General features: G+C 74.5%; 21 protein-coding genes. 17 read left to right on the forward strand and 4 right to left on the reverse strand.

Going from position 1 to position 18541, the window contains the following annotated elements:
- Window positions 1–140: 140 nt before the first annotated feature.
- Genes AC156L_RS22095 through AC156L_RS22115 form a run of 5 tightly spaced genes read left to right on the forward strand, consistent with a single transcriptional unit; the run spans window position 141 to window position 4052 of the window.
- On the forward strand, window positions 141–569 hold the full coding sequence (locus AC156L_RS22095) for a hypothetical protein (protein WP_330874869.1): 429 nt from the start codon (window positions 141–143) through the stop codon (window positions 567–569).
- Between the two features lie 3 nt (window positions 570–572).
- Entirely contained in the window at window positions 573–1085 is a 513-nt protein-coding gene (locus AC156L_RS22100; RefSeq protein WP_330874870.1) for a hypothetical protein, read from the forward strand.
- Window positions 1086–1129: 44 nt separating this feature from the next.
- The gene (locus AC156L_RS22105; protein ID WP_330874871.1) at window positions 1130–1999 is read left to right on the forward strand and encodes a hypothetical protein; all 870 of its coding nucleotides are present in this window, start codon (window positions 1130–1132) and stop codon (window positions 1997–1999) included.
- Between the two features lie 8 nt (window positions 2000–2007).
- The gene (locus AC156L_RS22110; protein ID WP_330874872.1) at window positions 2008–2817 is read left to right on the forward strand and encodes a hypothetical protein; all 810 of its coding nucleotides are present in this window, start codon (window positions 2008–2010) and stop codon (window positions 2815–2817) included.
- Window positions 2817–4052 carry a protein kinase family protein gene (locus AC156L_RS22115; protein WP_330874873.1) on the forward strand — a complete coding sequence of 412 codons (1236 nt, stop codon included), beginning with the start codon at window positions 2817–2819 and terminating at the stop codon, window positions 4050–4052. The genes AC156L_RS22110 and AC156L_RS22115 overlap by 1 nt, the downstream gene beginning before the upstream one ends.
- Here AC156L_RS22115 and AC156L_RS22120 read toward each other — a convergent pair.
- Window positions 4049–5800, reverse strand: coding sequence for a TIR domain-containing protein (locus tag AC156L_RS22120; RefSeq protein WP_484407220.1), 1752 nt, complete (start codon window positions 5798–5800; stop codon window positions 4049–4051). The two genes, AC156L_RS22115 and AC156L_RS22120, sit on opposite strands and share 4 nt — an antisense overlap.
- A 205-nt stretch (window positions 5801–6005) precedes the next feature.
- Between AC156L_RS22120 and AC156L_RS22125 the strand changes: the two genes are divergently transcribed.
- The 5 genes from AC156L_RS22125 to AC156L_RS22145 all read left to right on the forward strand — a co-directional run bounded on the left by AC156L_RS22125 (window position 6006) and on the right by AC156L_RS22145 (window position 9926).
- Complete coding sequence (locus tag AC156L_RS22125; RefSeq protein ID WP_484407221.1) at window positions 6006–7310, forward strand: DUF8189 domain-containing protein; 1305 nt, start codon at window positions 6006–6008, stop codon at window positions 7308–7310.
- A gap of 10 nt (window positions 7311–7320) precedes the next feature.
- Window positions 7321–7872, forward strand: a complete 552-nt coding sequence (locus AC156L_RS22130; protein ID WP_330874876.1) for a HEAT repeat domain-containing protein — start codon at window positions 7321–7323, stop codon at window positions 7870–7872.
- 106 nt (window positions 7873–7978) lie between these two features.
- A complete protein-coding gene (locus AC156L_RS22135; protein WP_330874877.1) occupies window positions 7979–8533 on the forward strand; it encodes a M15 family metallopeptidase in 555 nt (184 codons plus the stop codon).
- 193 nt (window positions 8534–8726) lie between these two features.
- Window positions 8727–9239 (forward strand): hypothetical protein, encoded by a 513-nt coding sequence (locus tag AC156L_RS22140; RefSeq protein ID WP_330874878.1) that lies wholly within the window; start codon window positions 8727–8729, stop codon window positions 9237–9239.
- Between the two features lie 27 nt (window positions 9240–9266).
- Complete coding sequence (locus AC156L_RS22145) at window positions 9267–9926, forward strand: response regulator transcription factor (protein WP_330874879.1); 660 nt, start codon at window positions 9267–9269, stop codon at window positions 9924–9926.
- A gap of 222 nt (window positions 9927–10148) precedes the next feature.
- Here the strand turns inward: AC156L_RS22145 and AC156L_RS22150 are convergent, their stop codons facing one another.
- The gene (locus AC156L_RS22150; RefSeq protein WP_330874880.1) at window positions 10149–10910 is read right to left on the reverse strand and encodes a maleylpyruvate isomerase family mycothiol-dependent enzyme; all 762 of its coding nucleotides are present in this window, start codon (window positions 10908–10910) and stop codon (window positions 10149–10151) included.
- Window positions 10911–10990: 80 nt separating this feature from the next.
- Between AC156L_RS22150 and AC156L_RS22155 the strand changes: the two genes are divergently transcribed.
- From AC156L_RS22155 to AC156L_RS22175, 5 genes are all read left to right on the forward strand, one after another.
- On the forward strand, window positions 10991–11359 hold the full coding sequence (locus AC156L_RS22155; protein ID WP_330874881.1) for a hypothetical protein: 369 nt from the start codon (window positions 10991–10993) through the stop codon (window positions 11357–11359).
- A gap of 31 nt (window positions 11360–11390) precedes the next feature.
- Complete coding sequence (locus tag AC156L_RS22160) at window positions 11391–11516, forward strand: hypothetical protein (RefSeq protein ID WP_330874882.1); 126 nt, start codon at window positions 11391–11393, stop codon at window positions 11514–11516.
- 155 nt (window positions 11517–11671) lie between these two features.
- Window positions 11672–12322, forward strand: a complete 651-nt coding sequence (locus AC156L_RS22165; protein ID WP_330874883.1) for a DJ-1/PfpI family protein — start codon at window positions 11672–11674, stop codon at window positions 12320–12322.
- Between the two features lie 125 nt (window positions 12323–12447).
- A complete protein-coding gene (locus tag AC156L_RS22170) occupies window positions 12448–12585 on the forward strand; it encodes a hypothetical protein (protein ID WP_330874884.1) in 138 nt (45 codons plus the stop codon).
- Window positions 12585–13604 (forward strand): GlxA family transcriptional regulator, encoded by a 1020-nt coding sequence (locus AC156L_RS22175; protein WP_330874885.1) that lies wholly within the window; start codon window positions 12585–12587, stop codon window positions 13602–13604. Before AC156L_RS22170 ends, AC156L_RS22175 begins: the two co-directional genes overlap by 1 nt.
- On the opposite strand, the gene AC156L_RS22180 is transcribed toward AC156L_RS22175, so the two are convergent.
- On the reverse strand, window positions 13585–15609 hold the full coding sequence (locus AC156L_RS22180; protein WP_330874886.1) for an ATP-binding protein: 2025 nt from the start codon (window positions 15607–15609) through the stop codon (window positions 13585–13587). The two genes, AC156L_RS22175 and AC156L_RS22180, sit on opposite strands and share 20 nt — an antisense overlap.
- A gap of 56 nt (window positions 15610–15665) precedes the next feature.
- Complete coding sequence (locus AC156L_RS22185; RefSeq protein WP_330874887.1) at window positions 15666–16244, reverse strand: TetR/AcrR family transcriptional regulator; 579 nt, start codon at window positions 16242–16244, stop codon at window positions 15666–15668.
- An 82-nt stretch (window positions 16245–16326) separates the two neighbouring features.
- Between AC156L_RS22185 and AC156L_RS22190 the strand changes: the two genes are divergently transcribed.
- Both AC156L_RS22190 and AC156L_RS22195 read left to right on the forward strand, forming a co-directional pair.
- The gene (locus AC156L_RS22190) at window positions 16327–17208 is read left to right on the forward strand and encodes an SDR family oxidoreductase (protein ID WP_330874888.1); all 882 of its coding nucleotides are present in this window, start codon (window positions 16327–16329) and stop codon (window positions 17206–17208) included.
- A gap of 133 nt (window positions 17209–17341) precedes the next feature.
- Window positions 17342–18196, forward strand: a complete 855-nt coding sequence (locus AC156L_RS22195) for a DUF6585 family protein (RefSeq protein WP_330874889.1) — start codon at window positions 17342–17344, stop codon at window positions 18194–18196.
- Window positions 18197–18541 lie beyond the last annotated feature (345 nt).

Genomic DNA, 18541 nt, shown 5'->3' on the forward strand with positions numbered 1-18541 from the left:
TTACCGCATTGGTGATTCCGGGTGAAAAGTCGAGTCGCGCCGACACGGCGGTGGCGTTTCCGACGATGGGTGGAGTAGGTCGCCGACTTGGTCGGAGGTTGCGTTGGACGATGATGGATGACTGGGCGCGCAGTCGGTTCATGGCGCCCGTCCACGCGCTGGTGGTCTCGTTCGCCGTGTCGCTCCTGCTCGGCGCGGTGGTGGACGCGTCGCAGGTCGAACCGCCTCCGCGGACGAGTCCGACGACCGGGGCCGGTGAGGGCGCCGGGCGGACGGCGGTGTTCGTGCGGCGCGGTGAGGACGGTCGGGAACGTGCCGTGCCGGAATTGGGGAACCTGCGCGTGCGGGTCGAGCGGAGGTCCACCGATGACGTCGAGGTCGACCGGAACGGATCGTTTCCGCTCGGCGGGACCACGGGGTGGCCGGTGACCGTCTGCGCTGTGCTGCCCGCCCCGTGGAGGGCGGTGTCACCGCGGGTCTCCGTGACCGCGGACGGGCGTTCCTGCTGGGAGCTGGGCGAGCCGGACGACGAGCGCCCGGTCGAGCTGGTCGTCACCGGGGGGAGCTGACCCGTGGCCGCGCCGAGGTCGACCCGCGTGCTCTGGTTCGCGACCGCGGTGGCGGCCGGGGTCGGCGGGCTGCTCGGAGGCCGCTTCTGGACGCTGGGGCGGCTGTCGTTGCTGCTCGTCGTGGCGGTGGGCGGGGCGGTCGGCGTGCTGGTCGCCCTCCGCTGGACGGCGCGGGGTCCACGGCCGTCGCCCGTCGTCCCGCAGAGGGCCGCGGAGCAGCCGCAGGCGGTCGAGCGGAGCGGCCCCGCGCAGGCGGCCCCGTGGTGGCAGCGGGACTCCCCGCCCGCCCCCGCCGTCCGGGAGGCGCCGCGGCGGCAGGAGTTCGACGCGACGCGGGCGCACGTCGCGCAGTGCCCGCGGTGCGGGGGTTTCGAGCTGGACGTGCACCGCGCCGACCGCGGCTACGCGTTCCGCTGCCGGGCCCCGAACTGCGGCACCGCGTGGCAGTGGGCGGTGGGCGCGGCGTGGCCCGCGGTGGTGGTCCGGCGGAACCTCGGCGGACCACCACCGGGCTGAGGCCGGCGGCACGGGGGTCGAGTGCGAGAGGGAGCGGGTGGAACGTGGACTCAAGCAGGTACCGGCAATCGGTGTCGCGGGCGACCCCTGGGTGCGTCGTCATCCTGTTGGACCGGTCGGACTCGATGAAGCTGCCCTGGGGCCGGACGGGGGACTCACTCGCCGTCGGCGCCGCGCTGGCGGTCAACAACATCCTGCTGGACATGTGCGTCAAGGCGACCACCGAGGTCAACGCGCCCGTCCGGCACTACTTCGACGTCGGTGTGTTCAGCTACGGCGCCCGGCTCACCGGACCCGGCGGCGAGGGCGTGGAGTCCGCGTTCGGCGGCCCGCTCGCGGGGCGCGGGCTGGTGCCGCTGCCGGAGCTGGCGGCCAACCCGATGGCGGTCCGCCAGGAGCCGTCGATCGACGCGATGCCGGTGAGCGTGAGGATGCCGGTCTGGGTCGACCCGGCGCACGGCTACCGCACGCCGATGTGCCAGGCCGTCGCGGTGGCGGGCGGGTACGTCTTCGACTGGGCCGCGGCGCACCCGGACTCGTTCCCGCCGATCGTCATCAACATCACCGACGGGATGGTCACCGACAACCCGTACGACGGCGCCACCATCCAGGAGTGGGTCCAGCGGCTCACGGCGATCGAGACCCGTGACGGGCGGACGCTGTTCTTCAACGTCTTCCTGTCCCCGGTCGAGGTCCCGGAGGTCGTCTTCCCGTCCGACCCCGGTGGCCTCCCGCTGCCGGGGCCCGACCTGTTCGCGCTGAGCAGCGTGCTGCCGGGGCCGATGGCGGAGAACGCCAGGGTCGACGGCCACGACGTGCGGGAGGGCGCGAAGGGCCTGGCGTTCAACGTCGGCCGGTCCACGCTGCTGCGCGTCCTCCAGGTGGGGACCCGCGTTCCGGACCGGTCGGCCTAGGGGGCGCCGTGCACGCCTGGCAGGTCGTCTTCTCCGCGCCCAAGCACGGCAACTCCGAGCAGGAGTGGGAGGACGGTGCGGCAGCCGCTCCCGGCGACGCGGCCACCGGTCGCGGTCCCCGGTTCGCGGTGGCGGACGGCGCCACCCAGGGCTTCGGCTCGGCGCGGTGGGCGCTGCGGCTGGTCGAGGGGTTCGTCGGGCAGGGGGCCGGGGGCGTGGACGAGGCCCCGGAGCTGGCGGACGAACCCCTGTACCGCTGGCTGTGCCGCACCCAGGACCGCTGGCGCCACGACCCGGTGCTGGCGCACGCGACCGACCTCCAGCTCTACAAGCTGGAGACGGTCGGTTCGTTCGCCACCTTCCTCGGCTGCGAGTTCGCCGACCTGTCCGGTCCGCGCCCGCGCTGGTCGGCCGTGGCGCTCGGCGACACGGTGCTCTTCCACGTGCGCGGCGACGGGCTCGTGGCGCGGTTCCCGCCGATCCCGGTGCGCGGCTTCGGGTTCAACCCCGACGGCCTGCCCACCGGCCGGGGAGCGCTGGAGGACGTGGTCGGCCGGATGCTGTTCGCCGAGGGCGACCTGCGCGACGGCGACGTGGTGTACCTGGCCACGGACGCGGTCGCCGACTGGGTGCTCCGGGCCGACGAGCGGGACGGGGCAGCGCTGTGGGCGCTGCTCGCGGGGCTGGACCACCCCGAGGCGTTCCGCGTCCTCGTGGACGACCTCAGACGCTCGGAGGAGATGGTCAACGACGACGTCACCCTGATGCGGGTGTCGGTCGGCGTCTCCGGTCCCGAGCACCTGGTGGTGTGCCTCTAGTGCGCTACCCGGGGTTCGACGACTACATGAAGGCCGTCCAGCAGCCCGACGTGTTCACCGCGGACGAGCTGCGGCGGCTGGAACTCGTCGTGCACCCGGTGTTCGGGATCCCCTCGCCCGCGTCCGGCACCAGCGCGGTCGTGTTCAAGGCGACGGAGGCGGGCGAGGCCGGGGCGCTGCGGTTCTTCACCCGCGCCGACGCCGGGAACGGCCGCCGCTACACCGCGCTGCACGACCACTTCGTCACCAGGGACCTGCTCGGCGTCGTGGCTCTGCCCCGGTGGATCGACGACGGCATCCGGGTCAACGGCCGCACGTGGCCGGTGGTGCGGATGCAGTGGGTGGAGGGGCACACCCTCACCCGGCACGTGGACGACCTCGTGTCGCGACAGGACACCGCCGCGCTGGCCAGGCTCGCCGTGACGTGGCGGGAGCTGGTGGACCGGTTGCAGCGCGCCGACTTCGCGCACGGGGACCTCCAGCACGGCAACGTGCTCGTCGACGAGCACGGGACCATGCGCCTGGTCGACTTCGACTGCTCCTGGATCGCAGCCTTCGCCTCGTCGGCCCCGCCGAGCGAGACGGGGCACCGCAACTACCAGCTCGCGAACCGGCCGTGGGGCCGCTGGATGGACACGTTCCCCGGCCTGGTCGTCTACCTGTCCCTGGTGGCGCTCGCGCGGAACCCGGAGCGGGGAGCGCTGAGCACGGGGGAGAACCTCCTGCTGGCGCAGCAGGACTTCCGGCCGCCGTTCGACACCCCCGCGTGGAGCTTCCTGTCGAGCCTGCGCGACAGCCGCGTCGACGAGCTGGCCGACCGGCTCAAGCGGTGCTGCTCGCCGGGGTGGACCGCGACCGGTGGGCTCGACTACCTGCTGGCGCCCTCGGTCGCGCCGTGGTGGGAGCGCACGCCCACCGTGGTTCCCGGAACCGCGCCGACGGAGGTCCCCGCGCCCCGCGTTCCGCTCGTGGTCCCGGTACCGCCCCCGGCGGAGCCGCGGAACGAGGGTGCGCCGACGGCGGTGTGGTGGAAGGAGCAGACCGCTCCCGTTCCCCCGGCTCGGCGACGGCCGGGCACCCCGGCGGTGGTCGCGGTGGCGAGCCTGCTCGGCGCGGTCACCGGGCTCCTCTCGCTGGCCGTCGACTTCGACGCGCCGGGCGGCCCGATCGCCGTCGCGCTGGGGGTCGTGGTGTTCGGCGTCGTGGTGCTCGTCGGACTGCTGAAGGGGGCCTAGAAGTGGCCGGTGGTCAACACGAAGAGCACGACCCCGAGCAGCCCGACGGCCGAGACCGCGACGGCGACCTGCGACCGCTGCTCGCCCCGGCTGAGCGACACCAGGGCCACCGACAGCCCCAGGACCGACGCGATCAGCAGCACCGTCAGCCCGACCTGCGTGCCGGTGCGGTCGCGGCCGAGCAGCGCGGCGAAGCCGAGCGGGACGCCCATCGCGCCCAGGACACCGCCCGCGAACGCGAGCCTGCCGTCGTTCGGCGGCGCCTCGGCGGTGGATCCCTCGGTGGTGGACGCCTCGGTGGTGGGCTCCTCGGCCGGGGTCCGCACCGGTGGCGTCTCGGCGGCCTTCCACCAGCCGGAGGTCGTCGGTGACGACGGCGGGGGCGGGGTGGTCGGGGTGCTCTCGCCGGTGCCGCGGTCGATGATCGCGCCCAGCCAGGCGGGCGGCGTGGAGGAGCTGTCGGACTCCGCGGCCGGTGCCGGGGTAGGTGACTCCGCGGTGTGGTGTGCCGGGGTAGGTGGTGCCGGGGTGCGGTGTGCCGGGGTGGGCGGCGCCGGCGTGGGTGGTGCCGGGGTGTGGTGCGCCGGGGTGGGTGGTACCGGCGTGGGTGGTGCCGGGGTGTGGTGTGCCGGGGTGGGCGGCTCCGGCGTGGGTGGCGCCGGGGTGGAGGGCTCCGGCGTGGGTGGTGTCTGGGTGGATGGTGCCGGGTTCGGCGGTACCGGGGTAGGCGACCCTGGTGCTGGGCTGGGTGTCCCCTGGGTGCGGGGTGCCGGGTTGGGTGGTGCCTGGGTGGGTGGTGCCTGGGTGGGTGGTGTCGCGGGGCGGTGCCAGTCGTGGGCGGGCTCCCGCTTCCCGACCTTCGGCGCGGGCGGGGGCTGGCTGCGCGGGGGCTTGCGGGGCGTCGGGCGTGGGGAGGCGGTCCGGTCGGGCTTCTCGGCCGCCTTCCTGGCGCGCTCGGCCTCCGCCGCCAGGCTCTGCCGCCAGTGGTCGGTGGGCGGCAGCCGCGTGGCCCCGTCCTCCTGCGCGGCCCCGCCCGCGGCCTCCGCCCCCTCCAGCAGCTGGTCGATCTCCTCGGAGTTGCCGACGGTCAGCTCCCTGCGCCTGCGGAACTCCCGCAGCAGCTTCACGATGTCCGCGCGGGCCACCGCGTCCCTCTCCTCCCTGAGCTTGCGCCGAAGCTGGACGATCACGTCCTCCTGGCGGTCGGGCGGGATCGGCGTCGGCCCGAGGATCTCGGCGATCCGGTACAGGTACTCGAAGGGCACCCTCGGCGGCTCCGGCGGCGGCTCCGTGCGCACCACCGGGCGGCTGGTCAGCTCGGTCAGCGCGGCGACCAGCGCCAGAGCGGCGTTCGCGCTGCGCTCGCGGTAGTCGACGCCCTGCGTCTCCATGATCGGGATGCGCACGCTCTGCACCGAGCCGACCTGGACCGGCAGGACCGGGACACCCAGCTTCTGGGCGTAGTCCAGCTCCTCCCGGCACGGCTGCGACGACCACGAGTCCTGCGACAGGGCGAACACGAAGACGTCGGCCTCCTGGATCGCCCGGATGATCTCGCGCCACCACTGCTCGCCGCCGTGGATCTCGCGGTCCATCCAGACCTGCCAGCCCAGGCGCTCGAAGTCCTCGCGGAGCGCCCGGACGAGCGGTTCGTCGGCCCTGGTGTAGCTGAGGAAGATGATGGCGCCCGCCCCCTCGATCACGTCAGCCTGAGCGGCCTTCGTCGCGCGGGCTCCTGTGCGTGTCATCGTCCGCGGCCACCACTTCGTTGCAGCACGCCCGCTGGAGCACCGGATCGGGTGACACCGCGCTCGTGCGGTGCCGCGGAGTCGTCCATGAGTGACCGGATGGAATGTTGGCCTGTTCGAGTGGGAGCTGGGAACGGCTCGTAACAGCCCCTTTTCGCGCGTCGACCTCCCGGACGAGGACTCGACTCCAGGAAGGCGGGTGGCCATGACGTGGCTCGGGTGGGAAAGCCTCGGCGGGAGCTTCACGGACGATCCGGCGGTGGCGGCGTGGGGCGCGGGCAGGTTGGACGTGTTCGTGCGGGGAACGGACAACGCGCTGTGGCACAAGTGGTTCCAGAACGGCTGGTCGGGCTGGGAGAGCCTGGGCGGCGTGCTGACGAGCGGTCCCGCGGTGGCGGCGTGGGGCGCGGGCAGGTTGGACGTGTTCGTGCGGGGGACGGACAACGCGCTGTGGCACAAGTGGTTCGACAACGGCTGGTCGGGCTGGGAGAGCCTGGGCGGCGTCCTGACGAGCGGTCCCGCGGTGGCGGCGTGGAGCGCGGGCAGGTTGGACGTGTTCGCACGGGGCGCGGACAACGCGCTGTGGCACAAGTGGTTCCAGAACGGCTGGTCGGGCTGGGAGAGCCTGGGCGGCGTCCTGACCAGCGATCCCGCGGTGGCGGCGTGGAGCGCGGGCAGGCTGGACGTCTTCGCCCGCGGAACCGACAACGCCCTGTGGCACAAGTGGTTCGACAACGGCTGGTCGGGCTGGGAGAGCCTGGGCGGCGTGCTCACGAGTTCGCCCGACGTGTCGTCGTGGGGCGCGGGCAGGGTGGACGTGTTCGCACGGGGCGCGGACAACGCGCTGTGGCACAAGTGGTTCGACAACGGCTGGTCGGGCTGGGAGAGCCTGGGCGGCGTCCTGACGAGCGGACCCGCGGCGGCCTCGTGGGGCGTGAACAGGATCGACACCTTCGTGCGGGGAACCGACAACGCGCTCTGGCACAAGTGGTGGGCGCTGGTGCCGACGGTCCGCGTGCACACGAAGATCCTCACCAACCCGAACGTGGCGGTGAACACCGTGGTGCAGCGGATGCGCGAGGTCTACGCGACCGTGGGCGTGGAGGTGCAGCACGCGTCCACCGAGAACCTCGCGCTGCCCGCCCTCAACGACCTCGACGTCGGTGACTGCGTGCGGGGCAGGACCACGGCCCAGCAGGACCAGCTGTTCGCCAACCGCAACAACGCGGGACCCGACGACGTCGTGGTGTACTTCGTCAGGTCGACCGTTCCGCCGTTCAACGGGTGCGCCGCGCACCCGGCGGGGCGTCCCGGCGCCGCGGTCGCGGCGGGGGCGACGCAGTGGACGTTCGGCCACGAGGTCGGCCACGTCCTCGGGCTCAACCACGTCAACGACAACAACCGCCTGATGACCGGCAACGGCACCGCGAACATCACCAACCCGCCACCGGACCTCGTCGCGAGCGAACGCGACACCATGGTGGCGAGCCCCTTCACCCAGGACCTGTGAGGAGAGCGCGATGGCTACCACGTTCGAACAGGTGCGCGCCGCGCTGATCGCGGAGGAGCCCGACTACCGGCGGGCCGCGGAACTCGGGGTGGAGGCCCTGCCCCACCTCAAGAGCATGGTCGAGGGCGGCGAGCCGATGCTCGCGGCCAAGGCCGCCTACCTCGCGGGCCTGATCGACGACGAGCGGTCCGTCGACGTCCTGCTGGCCGCCGCCGCCCACCCCGACCCGACCGTGCGGGTCGCGGCGGCGTCGAGCACCCGCAACCTCCCGCCGAGCGCGGCCGAGGTCGTCCGCGAGACCCTCGACGCCGACGACGACCCCGGTGTGCGCGCGATGAGCGCCACGGCGGCGGGCTTGGACGCGGCCGAGATCTGGCGGTCCGCCGAACCCGAGGCCGTACCGCCCGAGCCCGCACCGGAGCCCCCGCCGACCGACGGCCGGATGCCCGGCGAACGGGACTCCGCCGACGTCCCCGAGGGCCTGATGCCCGGCGAGTCGGAGGCGGTGCGCCACGAGGTGCGGGCCGAGGGCCTGATGCCGGGGGAGCGCCCGGCCGACTAGCCGGCCGGGTGTTGCACGACCAGTACACGGCGCGGGCGGGACGGGGACATCCCACCAGCAGGGTCGAGGACGTACGACCTCGACATCGCTGGTGAGGAGACCGGTCTTGGCATCGACGCGTGGAACCGCGCAAGGAGCCCTGCTCGCAGGCGCGCTCGTCACGGCGCTGGTGGGGTGCTCGCCGGAGCGGGCGGGCACCCCACCCCCGAGCCCGTCGGTCCGGCTGACGGGCGACGGCGCCATCCCGGACAACGGCAGCATCTCCCTGTCCGACACCGGTCACGACGCGCTCCGCGGCCTCGACCCCGCCCTGCTGGAGGCGGTGCGCGGGGCCGACGTCGACGCCCGCCTCGACGGCGTCGAGCTGCGGGTGACGTCGGGCTGGCGGAGCCACGAGTACCAGCAGCGCCTCCTCGACCAGGCCGCCGTCACCTACGGCAGCCTCACCGAGGCGCGGCGCTTCGTGAACACACCGGAGAGGTCGACGCACGTGTCCGGCAAGGCGATCGACATCGGCCCGACCGCGGCGGACGACTGGCTCATCAGGCACGGCGCCGCCTACGGCCTGTGCCAGGCGTACGCGAACGAGATGTGGCACTTCGAACTCCTGACCACACCCGGTGGCGAGTGCCCCCCACCGCGTGCCGACGCCACCGACTGATCCGGATCGGTGCTCCGCTGTTCGCCGGTACGGCGGGTGCTCGAGGGAAATGCCTGCCGGCACCGGCGATCGTCGTCGCGGCGAGCGGACCGCTGCGCTGGGCCCACCGACCGAACCCCGTCCGCACTACAGTGGGAGGGCGTGTCCGGTGGGGCGGACGGCTTCCCGGATCGCGCGGGTGGAGGTGGTCGGCATGGCCTTCAGCGGCCGCGGAGCCACGCGTGCGCCGGGCGGGCGGCGGATCGGGTTGGCACTGGCGGTCGTGGTGGCCGGGTGTGCGGGTACCGGGTCCGTTCCAGGGCCCAGCACCGCGTCGACGCCACCGCCCAGCGGCGTCCAGGAGAGCGTGCCGGACGTTCCCCCGATGCCGCGCGGCCTGGTCGGGCTGTGGATGTCCAGCGGCGGGGACGCGGCGATCTCCTACTCGTTCGAGGCCGACGGCTCCTACGCGCACGCGGGCTTCGTCGCCCAGGTCGGAACCGACGCCTCGGCGTTCACGTTCGTGCGGCAGGAGGTCGGCTGGGCGGTCGTGCGGGGGTCGCGGATCTCGCTGCGGCCCGCCGAGGCGATCACGCACTCGGACCCCGACGGGGACCGGTCGGGCTCCGGCTCGTTGACCGCCAGGGAGTTCACCTGGGAGGTGAGCCAGGACGTGCTGCTCCTGTCCAGCGGTGACGGCGGCGTGGTCAGGATGCTGCGCCAGTGACCCACCGGTGTGGGACGATCATCCGCTGTGACCATTCGGGTGCTCATCGCCGACGACCAGGAGATGGTGCGGCGCGGTATGCGCCGGGTGCTGGACAGCCAGTCGGACGTCGAGGTCGTCTGCGAGGCGGCTGACGGGCTCACCGCGCTGGAACTGGCCGAGCGCCACCGGCCCGACGTCGCGCTGCTCGACGTGCGGATGCCGGGGATGGACGGCCTGGAGGTCACCCGCAGGCTCGCGGGCCCGGAGCCGGTCGTGCCGGTCAAGGTCGTCGTCGTGACCACGTTCGACCTCGACGAGTACGTGTACCCGGCGCTGCGCCACGGCGCGTCCGGCTTCCTGCTCAAGCGCTCGGGCCCGGCGCTGCTGGTCGAGGCGGTGCGGGCCGCGCACAACGGCGACAGCCTGATCAGCCCGTCGATCACGGTGCGGCTGCTGCGCCAGGTCGTCGACGCCAAGCGCGAGCCGCGCGTCCTCGCCGAGCCGCTGACGGACCGGGAGGTCGAGGTCGCGGGCAAGGTGGCCGAGGGCCAGACCAACGCCGACATCGGGGCCGAGCTGTTCATCAGCGCGGGCACGGTGAAGACGCACGTGGCCGCGATCCAGCGCAAGCTGGGCGTGCGCAACCGGGTCGGGATCGCCGTGTGGGCGCACGAGATGGGCTACTCCACCCAGCCCCCGTCCTGACCGGCACCCACCCGTGGATCCAGCGGAGGGCGAGGATCCAGGGTGCGACGTGCGGCAGGCCCGCCACCACCACGGCGGCGGGCACACCGGTGACGAAGGCCGTTCTCGCCTGCTCGGCCCGCGCGGGCGCCAGGTCGGGCGACGAGGTCGCGCTGCTGCGGGCCACCGGCGACGCGCTGCGCGTCCCGGCGGACCACGTCGCCCGCGGAGCGGGACTCCGACCTACTCCGGCTCCCAGGCCACGAGCAGGTCGAACAGCCGCCGGTCGCCGTCGAGTTCCAGGGCGTCCACCGGGATCCGGCCGTACAGCGCCAGGACCAGGTCGCCCGCCGTGCCGCGCGCGGACGCGTCGGCGGCGGTGTCGGTCGCGGGCACGCGGTCGACCCGTGCGCCCGCCGCGGAGAGCCGGAGGCGCCAGGAGCGGCCCTCGGTGGCGTGGTAGTCCACCGTGGCGGGCTCGTGCGGCCACGCGGACGTCGTGGCGCAGCAGGTGGTCAGGAACTCCTCGACGCCGTCGAGCGCCACGTCGACGGGCAGCGGCTGCGGGGCGCCCGCGGTGATCTGGGCGTCGTAGGTGTGCACCGCGACCTGCTGGAGCTGGTGCCGGGCGACGGCGCCGCTGGTGGCGGGCGACTGCGAGGCGCCCCACCACGTCCAGCACCCGCGGTCCGGACCGGCCTCCCGCAGCGCGTCCCGCAGTCGCCGCGTTCCACCGGCCAGCCACGCCAGCAGGGCCTCGGGCTCCTCCGGAGCGGCCGGAACACCCTCCGGTGTGGACTTGGCCGTCGCGGGCCCCGCGGCGACCGTGGCCGCCCACGCGTAGCGCCCCTCGCCCAGGTGCCGGACGAGGTCGGCCAGCGTCCACTCCGGACACGTCGGCACCCGGACGTCGAGGTCGGGCGCGGAGGTGACCGCCGCGCTGAACGCGGCCGACCTCTCGTCGAGCAGGCGCAGCAGGTCGGGGAACTCCAGGGTCTCGTGCACCGGGGGTGTCTACCACCGCACCCCGGTCGCCGGACAGCGAATATCGCCTGCGCGGGCGGCGGGGACCGCGGTAGACGGCCGTGGCGGCCCGCACCAGCGACCGGATCAACGGGTTGGTGCCGCCCTCGTTCCACCCCACGACCACCCGGCTCGGCGCCACGTCGACCAGCGGCACCACGGCCAGGTGCGCCGCCGGGGCGCGCCCGAGCGGGGCGGTGCCGACGGAGTCGTTCCACAGCACGGCGTGCGGGCACTCCTGGACCACGCGCACCACCGGGCCCTCGCGCGGCTCGCCGCCGTTCCAGTACCCCTGCCGCAGCGGACCGGTGCCGGGCGGGAACCGGAACCAGCGGCGGTCGGCGAGGCCGGCCGGGTCCCGCTGCCCGTCACCCGAGCCGTCGGGGTGCTCGAACCGCTCGGCGCGCTCGGGCTGGTCCTGCCGCCGCTGACCGGCGTCGCGCCCCGGCCGCGGCCAGCGGGTTGGCGCTCCTCCAGCTCGGCGCGATCCCGGTCCACCTGACCGGCGGGGACCGGCGGATCGCCCTCGACGCCGTGCTCCTGCTCGTCGCGGCGGTCACCGCGTGGACGGCCACCGCCTGGCTGTGACCGATGGCCGAAATGGTGGGGTGCGCGTCGTTGTGGCCGCCGTTCGCCGGGTGCCAGCATCGGGGCGGCGGAACGGCGGACCACCTCGTTCCCCCTGCCGCGACGGGGAATCCGCGCGGCGTCCCCCGCACCCCACCGGTCGAAGGAGCCCTCACATGCAGGTCGCGATCGTCGTCTACCCCGGCTTCACGGCGCTGGACGTCCTCGGGCCCCACGAGGTCCTCGGTCGCCTCCCGGACACCGAGGTCGTCTTCGTCGCGGAGCACCCCGGCCTCGTCGTCAACGACCTGGGGAGCCTGTCGGTCCACGTCGACGCGGGCTTCGCCGACGTGCCGGAGCCGGACGTGGTGCTCGTCGGCGGCGGCCCCGGCGCGCACGACCAGCTGGCCGACGGGAGCCTGCACGACTGGCTGCGGGCGGTCGACCGGACCGCGGCGTGGACGACCTCGGTCTGCACGGGCTCCTTCGTCCTCGCCGCCGCAGGGCTCCTCGCGGGCCGGCGCGCGACGACCCACTGGTCCGGTCTCGACCAGCTCGCCGACTACGGCGTGACGCCGTCGACCGAGCGGGTCGTCGTCGACGGCCACTACGCGACCGCGGCGGGCGTGTCGGCGGGCATCGACATGGCCCTGACCCTCTCCGGCCTGATCGCGGGGGACCACGTGGCGCAGACGGTCCAGCTCATCATCGAGTACGCGCCGGAACCCCCCTACCGCGCGGGGAGCGTGGACTCCGCCCCGGCGGAGGTCTTCCGGAGCGCGGTGAAGACGTTGACCGGGAGTCTCCCGGACGAGGGCGCCGCCTGAACGCACCACTGCGAGCGGGGGACGGAGCGCCACCACGACCACCGGATCGGCTCCCTCCGGGAGGACGGCGGACGACCACCACGGCCGCACGTCCCGGTCGCGTCCGCGCGGCGCTCACGACGCCGGTGTTCCTCCTCGCCGGTCCGGCCGGGTGCGCGGCGGGCCCGACGTGGCGGCTGACCGGCGACCGCGTGGAGGACGCGGTCATCACGTCCCCCGCCGGTGACGGCCTCGCCCCCCGGTCCGCGCGCCAGGTGGATTGATGAACCGCTCCGGAGGTGCGAGCATCGCCGAGGTGCCAACCCGATCGGTGCTCGTCGTCCTGTTCGACGGGGTGCAGCCCCTCGACGTGGCCGGGCCCGTGGACGTGTTCTCGACGGCGGCGCACTACGCCGGTGGCCCGGACGCGCCTCCGTACGTCGTGCGCACCGCGTCGCTCGGCGGCGCGGCCGTGCGGTCCGCGGGGGGCCTGCGGCTGGTCCCCGACCTCGACCTGGCCGACGCCGAGACCCCCGACGTCCTGCTCGTCCCCGGTGGCCCCGGCGTGGAGGCCGCCACCGCCCGGCTCGCGGCGTGGCTGCGCGACCGCGCTCCCGGTGTGGAACGCGTGGTGTCGGTGTGCACCGGGGCGTACCTGCTGGCCGAGGCCGGACTGCTCGACGGCCGCCGCGCGACGACCCACTGGGGCTCGTGCGCCGACCTCGCGGTCCGCTACCCGCGGGTGGCGGTCGACCCGAGCCCGATCTTCGTCCGCGACGGCCCGATCTCCACGTCGGCCGGGGTCACGGCCGGGGTGGACCTCGCCATCGCCCTGGTCGAGGAGGACCACGGGCGCGCGGTGGCGCACGAGATCGCCCGGTTGCTGGTGGTCTTCCTGCGCCGACCGGGCAACCAGGCCCAGGTCAGCGCGCAGCTCTCCGCGCAGGTCGCCCGCTCGGACCCGCTCCGCGACGTCCAGTACTGGGCGGCCGCCAACCTGACGGCCGACCTCTCGGTGCCCGCGCTGGCCCGGCGGGCGGGCCTGTCGACCCGTCAGTTCTCCCGCGCTTTCACCGAGCAGGTCGGCGTGACACCGGGCCGCTACGTCGACCTCGTGCGCCTGGAGGCCGCGCGGCGGATGCTCACCGACACCCGCGACGGCGTGATCGGCATCGCGCACCGCTGCGGCTACGGGACGGCCGAGGCGATGCGCCGGGCGTTCCTGCGCGACCTCGACGTGTCGCCCACGGAGTACCGCCGCGCGTCGACACCGCCGCCGACGCTCACGCCTGCCCCCCGGTAGGTCTCCGAGCCGCCAGCTCGGCCGCGACGTGGGCCCAGTTCTCGTTGTGCATCTCCCGCGCGACCGCGTCCAGGAGCCCCGCGACCTCCACGGCGCGGTCCCAGTCCTCCCGCCGGGCGTGGAGGTCGCCCAGGTGCTCCAGCACCCACGCCTGCCGGTTCAGGTCGTCGAGCGCGCGGCCGAGGTCGAGGGAGCGCGCCAGAGCCGCCTCGGCCTCGTCCCAGCGGCCCAGGTCGGCGAGCGCGTCCGCCAGGTGGACCAGGACCCAGCCGGTGCCCAGGTCGTCGCCCGCGGCCTCGTTGAGGGCGAGGGCGTGGTGGTACAGCCGCACGGCCTCGACGACGTCGCCCGCGCCGCGGTGAGCGGTGCCCAGGTGCGTCGACACCCACGACTCGCCGACCGGTGACGTGGTGGCGCGCAGGGCTTCCCGCATCTTCTCGATCGCGTCCACCGGCCGGTCCAGCCGCAGCAGCGCCAGCCCGAAGTGCGTCAGCACCCAGCTCCGCTGCTCGTCGTCGACGGCCAGTTCCAGCGCTCGCCCGTACCGGTCCGGGGTTTCGGCGGCCCGGCCGTTCTCCCACAGCACCATGGCCAGGTGGACGATCGCGGCCAGCTCCGCGTCCCGGTCCCCGTCCCGCCTGGCCGCGTCGACCGCGCGCCGCAGCACGTGCTCGACCTCCTCGGTGAGTCCTCGGTAGCGGAAGAAGTCCCGGACCGCCCGCGCGAGCTGGTGGCACTGCCGCCACGCCTCCGCCCGGTGCACGGCCTCCAGCGCGTCCAGGACGTTGGCGGCCTCCTCGTCGAACCACTCCAGGCCCTCCGGCGACGGGCAGTCCTCGTACAGGGCCGACTCACGCCAGGCCTGCGCGCGTTCCCGGTACCAGTCCGCGCCGCGGACCAGGACCGCCCGCCGGTCCGCCGCCGGGTCCGTCGACTCGGCCATGTCCCTCGCGAACAGCCGGACGAGGTCGTGGAACCGGTACCGCCCCGAGCCGCTGTCCTCCAGCAGCTGGTGGTCGACCAGCTCCCGCAGCGAGCGCTCGGCCACGTCCTCGTCGACACCGAGGGCCGCGCCCGCGGCGGCCGGGCCGAAGTCGCGGCCCGGCGCGAGGCCCAGCAGGCGGAAGTGCCGGTCCACGGGTGCGGCCAGCCCGCTGTAGCTCAACGCCAGGCTCGCCCGCACGTCCACATCACCCGCCCTGAGCCCGCCGAGCCTGCCGCGCTCGTCGGCGAGCTCGCTCACCACGGCGTCGAGCCGCGTCAGCCGGAGCTTCACCCCGACGATCCGCAGCGCGAGCGGCAGGTAGCCGCACAGCCGCGCGAGGTCGGCCAGCGGCTCCACCTCGGCCGTCTTCCCCGTCCTGCGCAGGAGTTCCCGCGCGGACGCCGGGTCGAACATCCCGAGGCCGACGAACTCCGCGCCCGCCAGCCCGCTCAGCGGTCGCCTGCTGGTGACCAGCACCCTCGACGTCGCCGTGCCCGGCAGCAGGGGCCTCACCTGCCGCTCGTCGTGCGCGTTGTCCAGCACCACGAGCGCGGGCCGGTCCCACAGCCGGGCGCGGAACAGGTCGGCGCGCGCCTCCGGGTCGGACGGGACGTCCCTCGCCGGCACGCCGAGCACGAGCAGGAACCGGCCCAGCACCTCGGCGGGACCGACCGGTCGCGGTTCCACGCCCCGCAGGTCCGCGTACAGGTGGGCGTGGTCGAACCGCGACCGGACCTCGTGGCCGAGGTGCAGCACGAGCGTGGACTTCCCCACCCCGCCCGGCCCCCAGACGCACACGACACCGGTGCCGCCCTCGACCAGGGCGCGCAGCTCGGCGAGTTCACGGACCCGGTTGGTGAAGTCCGGCACGGTCGCCCTCAGCTGCGACCGGGAGGCGCGGACGTACTCGGGACGCGGGTGGACGTGCACGTCGCCGTGGATCTCCCCGGCCTGGACCAGGACGTGCGCGCTGCCCGTGAAGACGTTGTACGTCCGAGGGGCGTCATCGGATGCCGACATGGCTCGACGGTCGCGGACGACCACCGCGCGGCGCCACGCAGTTCGCGTACCGGCGGTCAGCCCAGTGCCGCGCTCGCCGCGCGCAGCTCGTCCAACGCCGCCAGGGCGTACCCGGCCAGTTCGTCCTTGGTGCCGCGGTCGCCCTCGGACCACCGGGCGTACCCCCGCTTGAAGGCGAGGACGCCCAGTTCGCCCGCGAGCGCCGCGGTCGGGTCGGGTACGCCGCGGGCGACCAGGGCGGTCGTCATGGCCGCCGCGAGGCTGACGCTCTTGAGGGCGTCGCGCTCCTGGAGTTCGGTGCTGGCGGCGATGGCCGCCTTGAGCCGGGGTGCCAGCTGGTGGCTCACGGGGCCCATCGCGGTCGCGGCGCGTTCCAGGCCCGCGGCGACGGCCTCCAGCGGGCGCGCGTCGGCGGGCGCCTCGGTGATCCCCTCGGCCAGCAGCCTGCCCAGCGTCTCCTGCCCGGCCACGAGCAGTTCGCGCTTGTCGGGGAAGTGCCGGAAGAAGGTGCTCTTGGTGACCCCGGCGCGCTCGGCGATCTGCGCGACCGTCGTGGCGTCGTAGCCCTGCTCGGTGAACAGGTCGACGGCGGCCACGACCAGGCGTTCGCGCGCACCCGGTTCCCATCGACCCATGCGGACATCCTAGCGACGGGACTTTTGTCCCATCACTTTGCTACCGTGATGGGACAAAAGTCCCGTCACTGGGAGGGTTCCCATGCGCGTCTTCATCACCGGCGGCACCGGTCTGATCGGGTCCGCCGTCGTCGCCGAACTGCTCGACCACGGCCACACCGTCCTCGCCCTCGCCCGTTCCGACGCGTCCGCGCGCGCCGCCGAGGCGAACGGAGCCGAGCCGCTCCGGGGCGCCCTCGCCGACCTGGACGTCCTCCGCGCGGGCGTCGCGAAGGCCGACGGCGTGGTCCACCTGGCGTTCGCCAACGACTTCAGCGGCCCCGACGCCCTGGCGGCGGCGGTCGCCGAGGAAACGGCGGCCCTGGAGACCCTGGGGCGGGAGCTCGTCGGCAGCGACCGGCCCCTCGTCACCGTCTCGGGCACGCCGTGGGTGCCGGGCCGCGTCTCCACGGAGGCCGACCCGCCCGCGACCGAGGGGCCGGTCGGCGGTCGCGGGCGCGCCGTCGCGGCGGTCCTGGACCTCGCCCCGCGCGGGGTCCGGAGCACGGCGGTGCGGTTGCCGCGCACGGTGCACCACCGCGGCGAGGGCGGGTTCGCCGGGCTGCTGACGACCACCGCACGGCGGACCGGGGTGTCCGGCTACCCCGGCGACGGCGCTCAGCGGTGGCCCGCCGTGCACGCGCTCGACGCGGCGGTGCTGTTCCGGCTCGCCCTGGAATCGGCACCGGCCGGGACGTCCTGGCACGCGGTGGCCGACGAGGGCGACGAGGTCCGCGCCATCGCGGCGGTCATCGGTCGGCGGCTGGGCCTGCCGGTCGCGTCGGTGCCCGAGGAGACCTACGGCCCGCTCGGCCCGATCTTCGCGACCGACCAGCCCTCGTCGAGCGCCCGCACCCGGCAGGCGCTCGGCTGGGAGCCGAGGCACCCGAGCCTGCTGGAGGACCTGGAGAACGTGCGGCCCTGACCCCGCCGCCCGCCCATCAGATCCGTGAATCGGCCCATCGGACTCCGCGAGGGCGTGATCACCCGGAAGCGCCACCCGGCTCCCGAGCCGGGTGGTTCGATGGGGGTTTCGCCCACCGCGGCAGGGAGCACGGATGTCGACGCAGTTCTTGGGGAACCACCCGATCCCGCCCGAGGTGTCGGTCGCGGCCTCCGAGAGGGGGCTGGGCCGGGCCAAGGCGGTGCACCGGGTGCCGCACCGGGTGGGCACCGCCGAGGAGGCCGCGAAGGAGAAGGGCGCCGATCTCCGCAACGGTCTGCTCGTCCTCGCCGGGATCTCCGCTCCGCTGGTCATCGCCCTGCTCCTGTGGTGGGTGACCGGGAGCATCGGCCTCGGCACCGGCGTGGGCCTGGTGCTGACGGTCGTGGGCTGGGGCGTGCACCACCTCATGGACCGGGACGACGACGAGGACACCGGGGAACGCGACCGCGTCTACGTGTTCGGCGAGGGTTTCGCGCTGCCCGCGCGGGACGGGGTTCCCGCCCGCGCGGTCACCTGGGCCGAGGTCGAGGCCGTCCACCGCGGCGTGACCGACACCTACGTCGACGGCAAGCACGTCATCACCGTCCACGCCTACCGGCTCGTGCTGCCCGACGGTGAGCTGGTCGTCTTCCGGGGCGTCGAGCAGCCGGGCAAGATGTCGCGCACCGACGTCGTCGCGCTGGGACCGGTGCTCCAGAAGGAGGTCTCCGAACGGCGACTGCCACCGGCGGTCGAAGCGATCAACGCGGGCCGGACCGTCGACTTCGGGCCGCTGGCCCTCTCCGCGTCGGGTGTCACCACCCCGAGCGGCCTCGTGCCGTGGAACTCGGTCCGCGAGCTGTCGACCGGGGCGGGCCAGGTGGTGCTCGCCTCGGCGGGCCGCAAGCCGGGGACCTACCCGATCTTCGACATCCCCAACTTCGAGGTGTTCTGGACGCTGGCCCAGACCCTGCGCGCACAGCGCTGACCCCGATCACCGCGCGCCGAGCGCCGGCACCAGTGCGGCGCGCAGCAGGGGCGGGTCGTCCCCGGCCAGGTTGGCACCGCTGGTGATGTGGACCCGGTGTCCTCGAACGACCGGTGGTGCCCTGGAGGCCGCCGTCGGCGTCCAGCAGGGTCTCGTGCGAGCCGTCGGGGTCCACCCGCACGAGCCTGTTCGCCTGGTTGAGCGCGGCGAGGATCTCGTTCCCGCGACCGGTGAAGTCGAAGTCGTCGACCCCCTCCAGCCCGGTGGCCCTGACCTCGGCGCGGCCCGCGGCGCCTCCGTCGGTCAGCGGGAGGCGGACGATCGTGCCGCGGTCGGAGTTGCTCG

The sequence above is a fragment of the Umezawaea sp. genome (assembly GCF_057122925.1).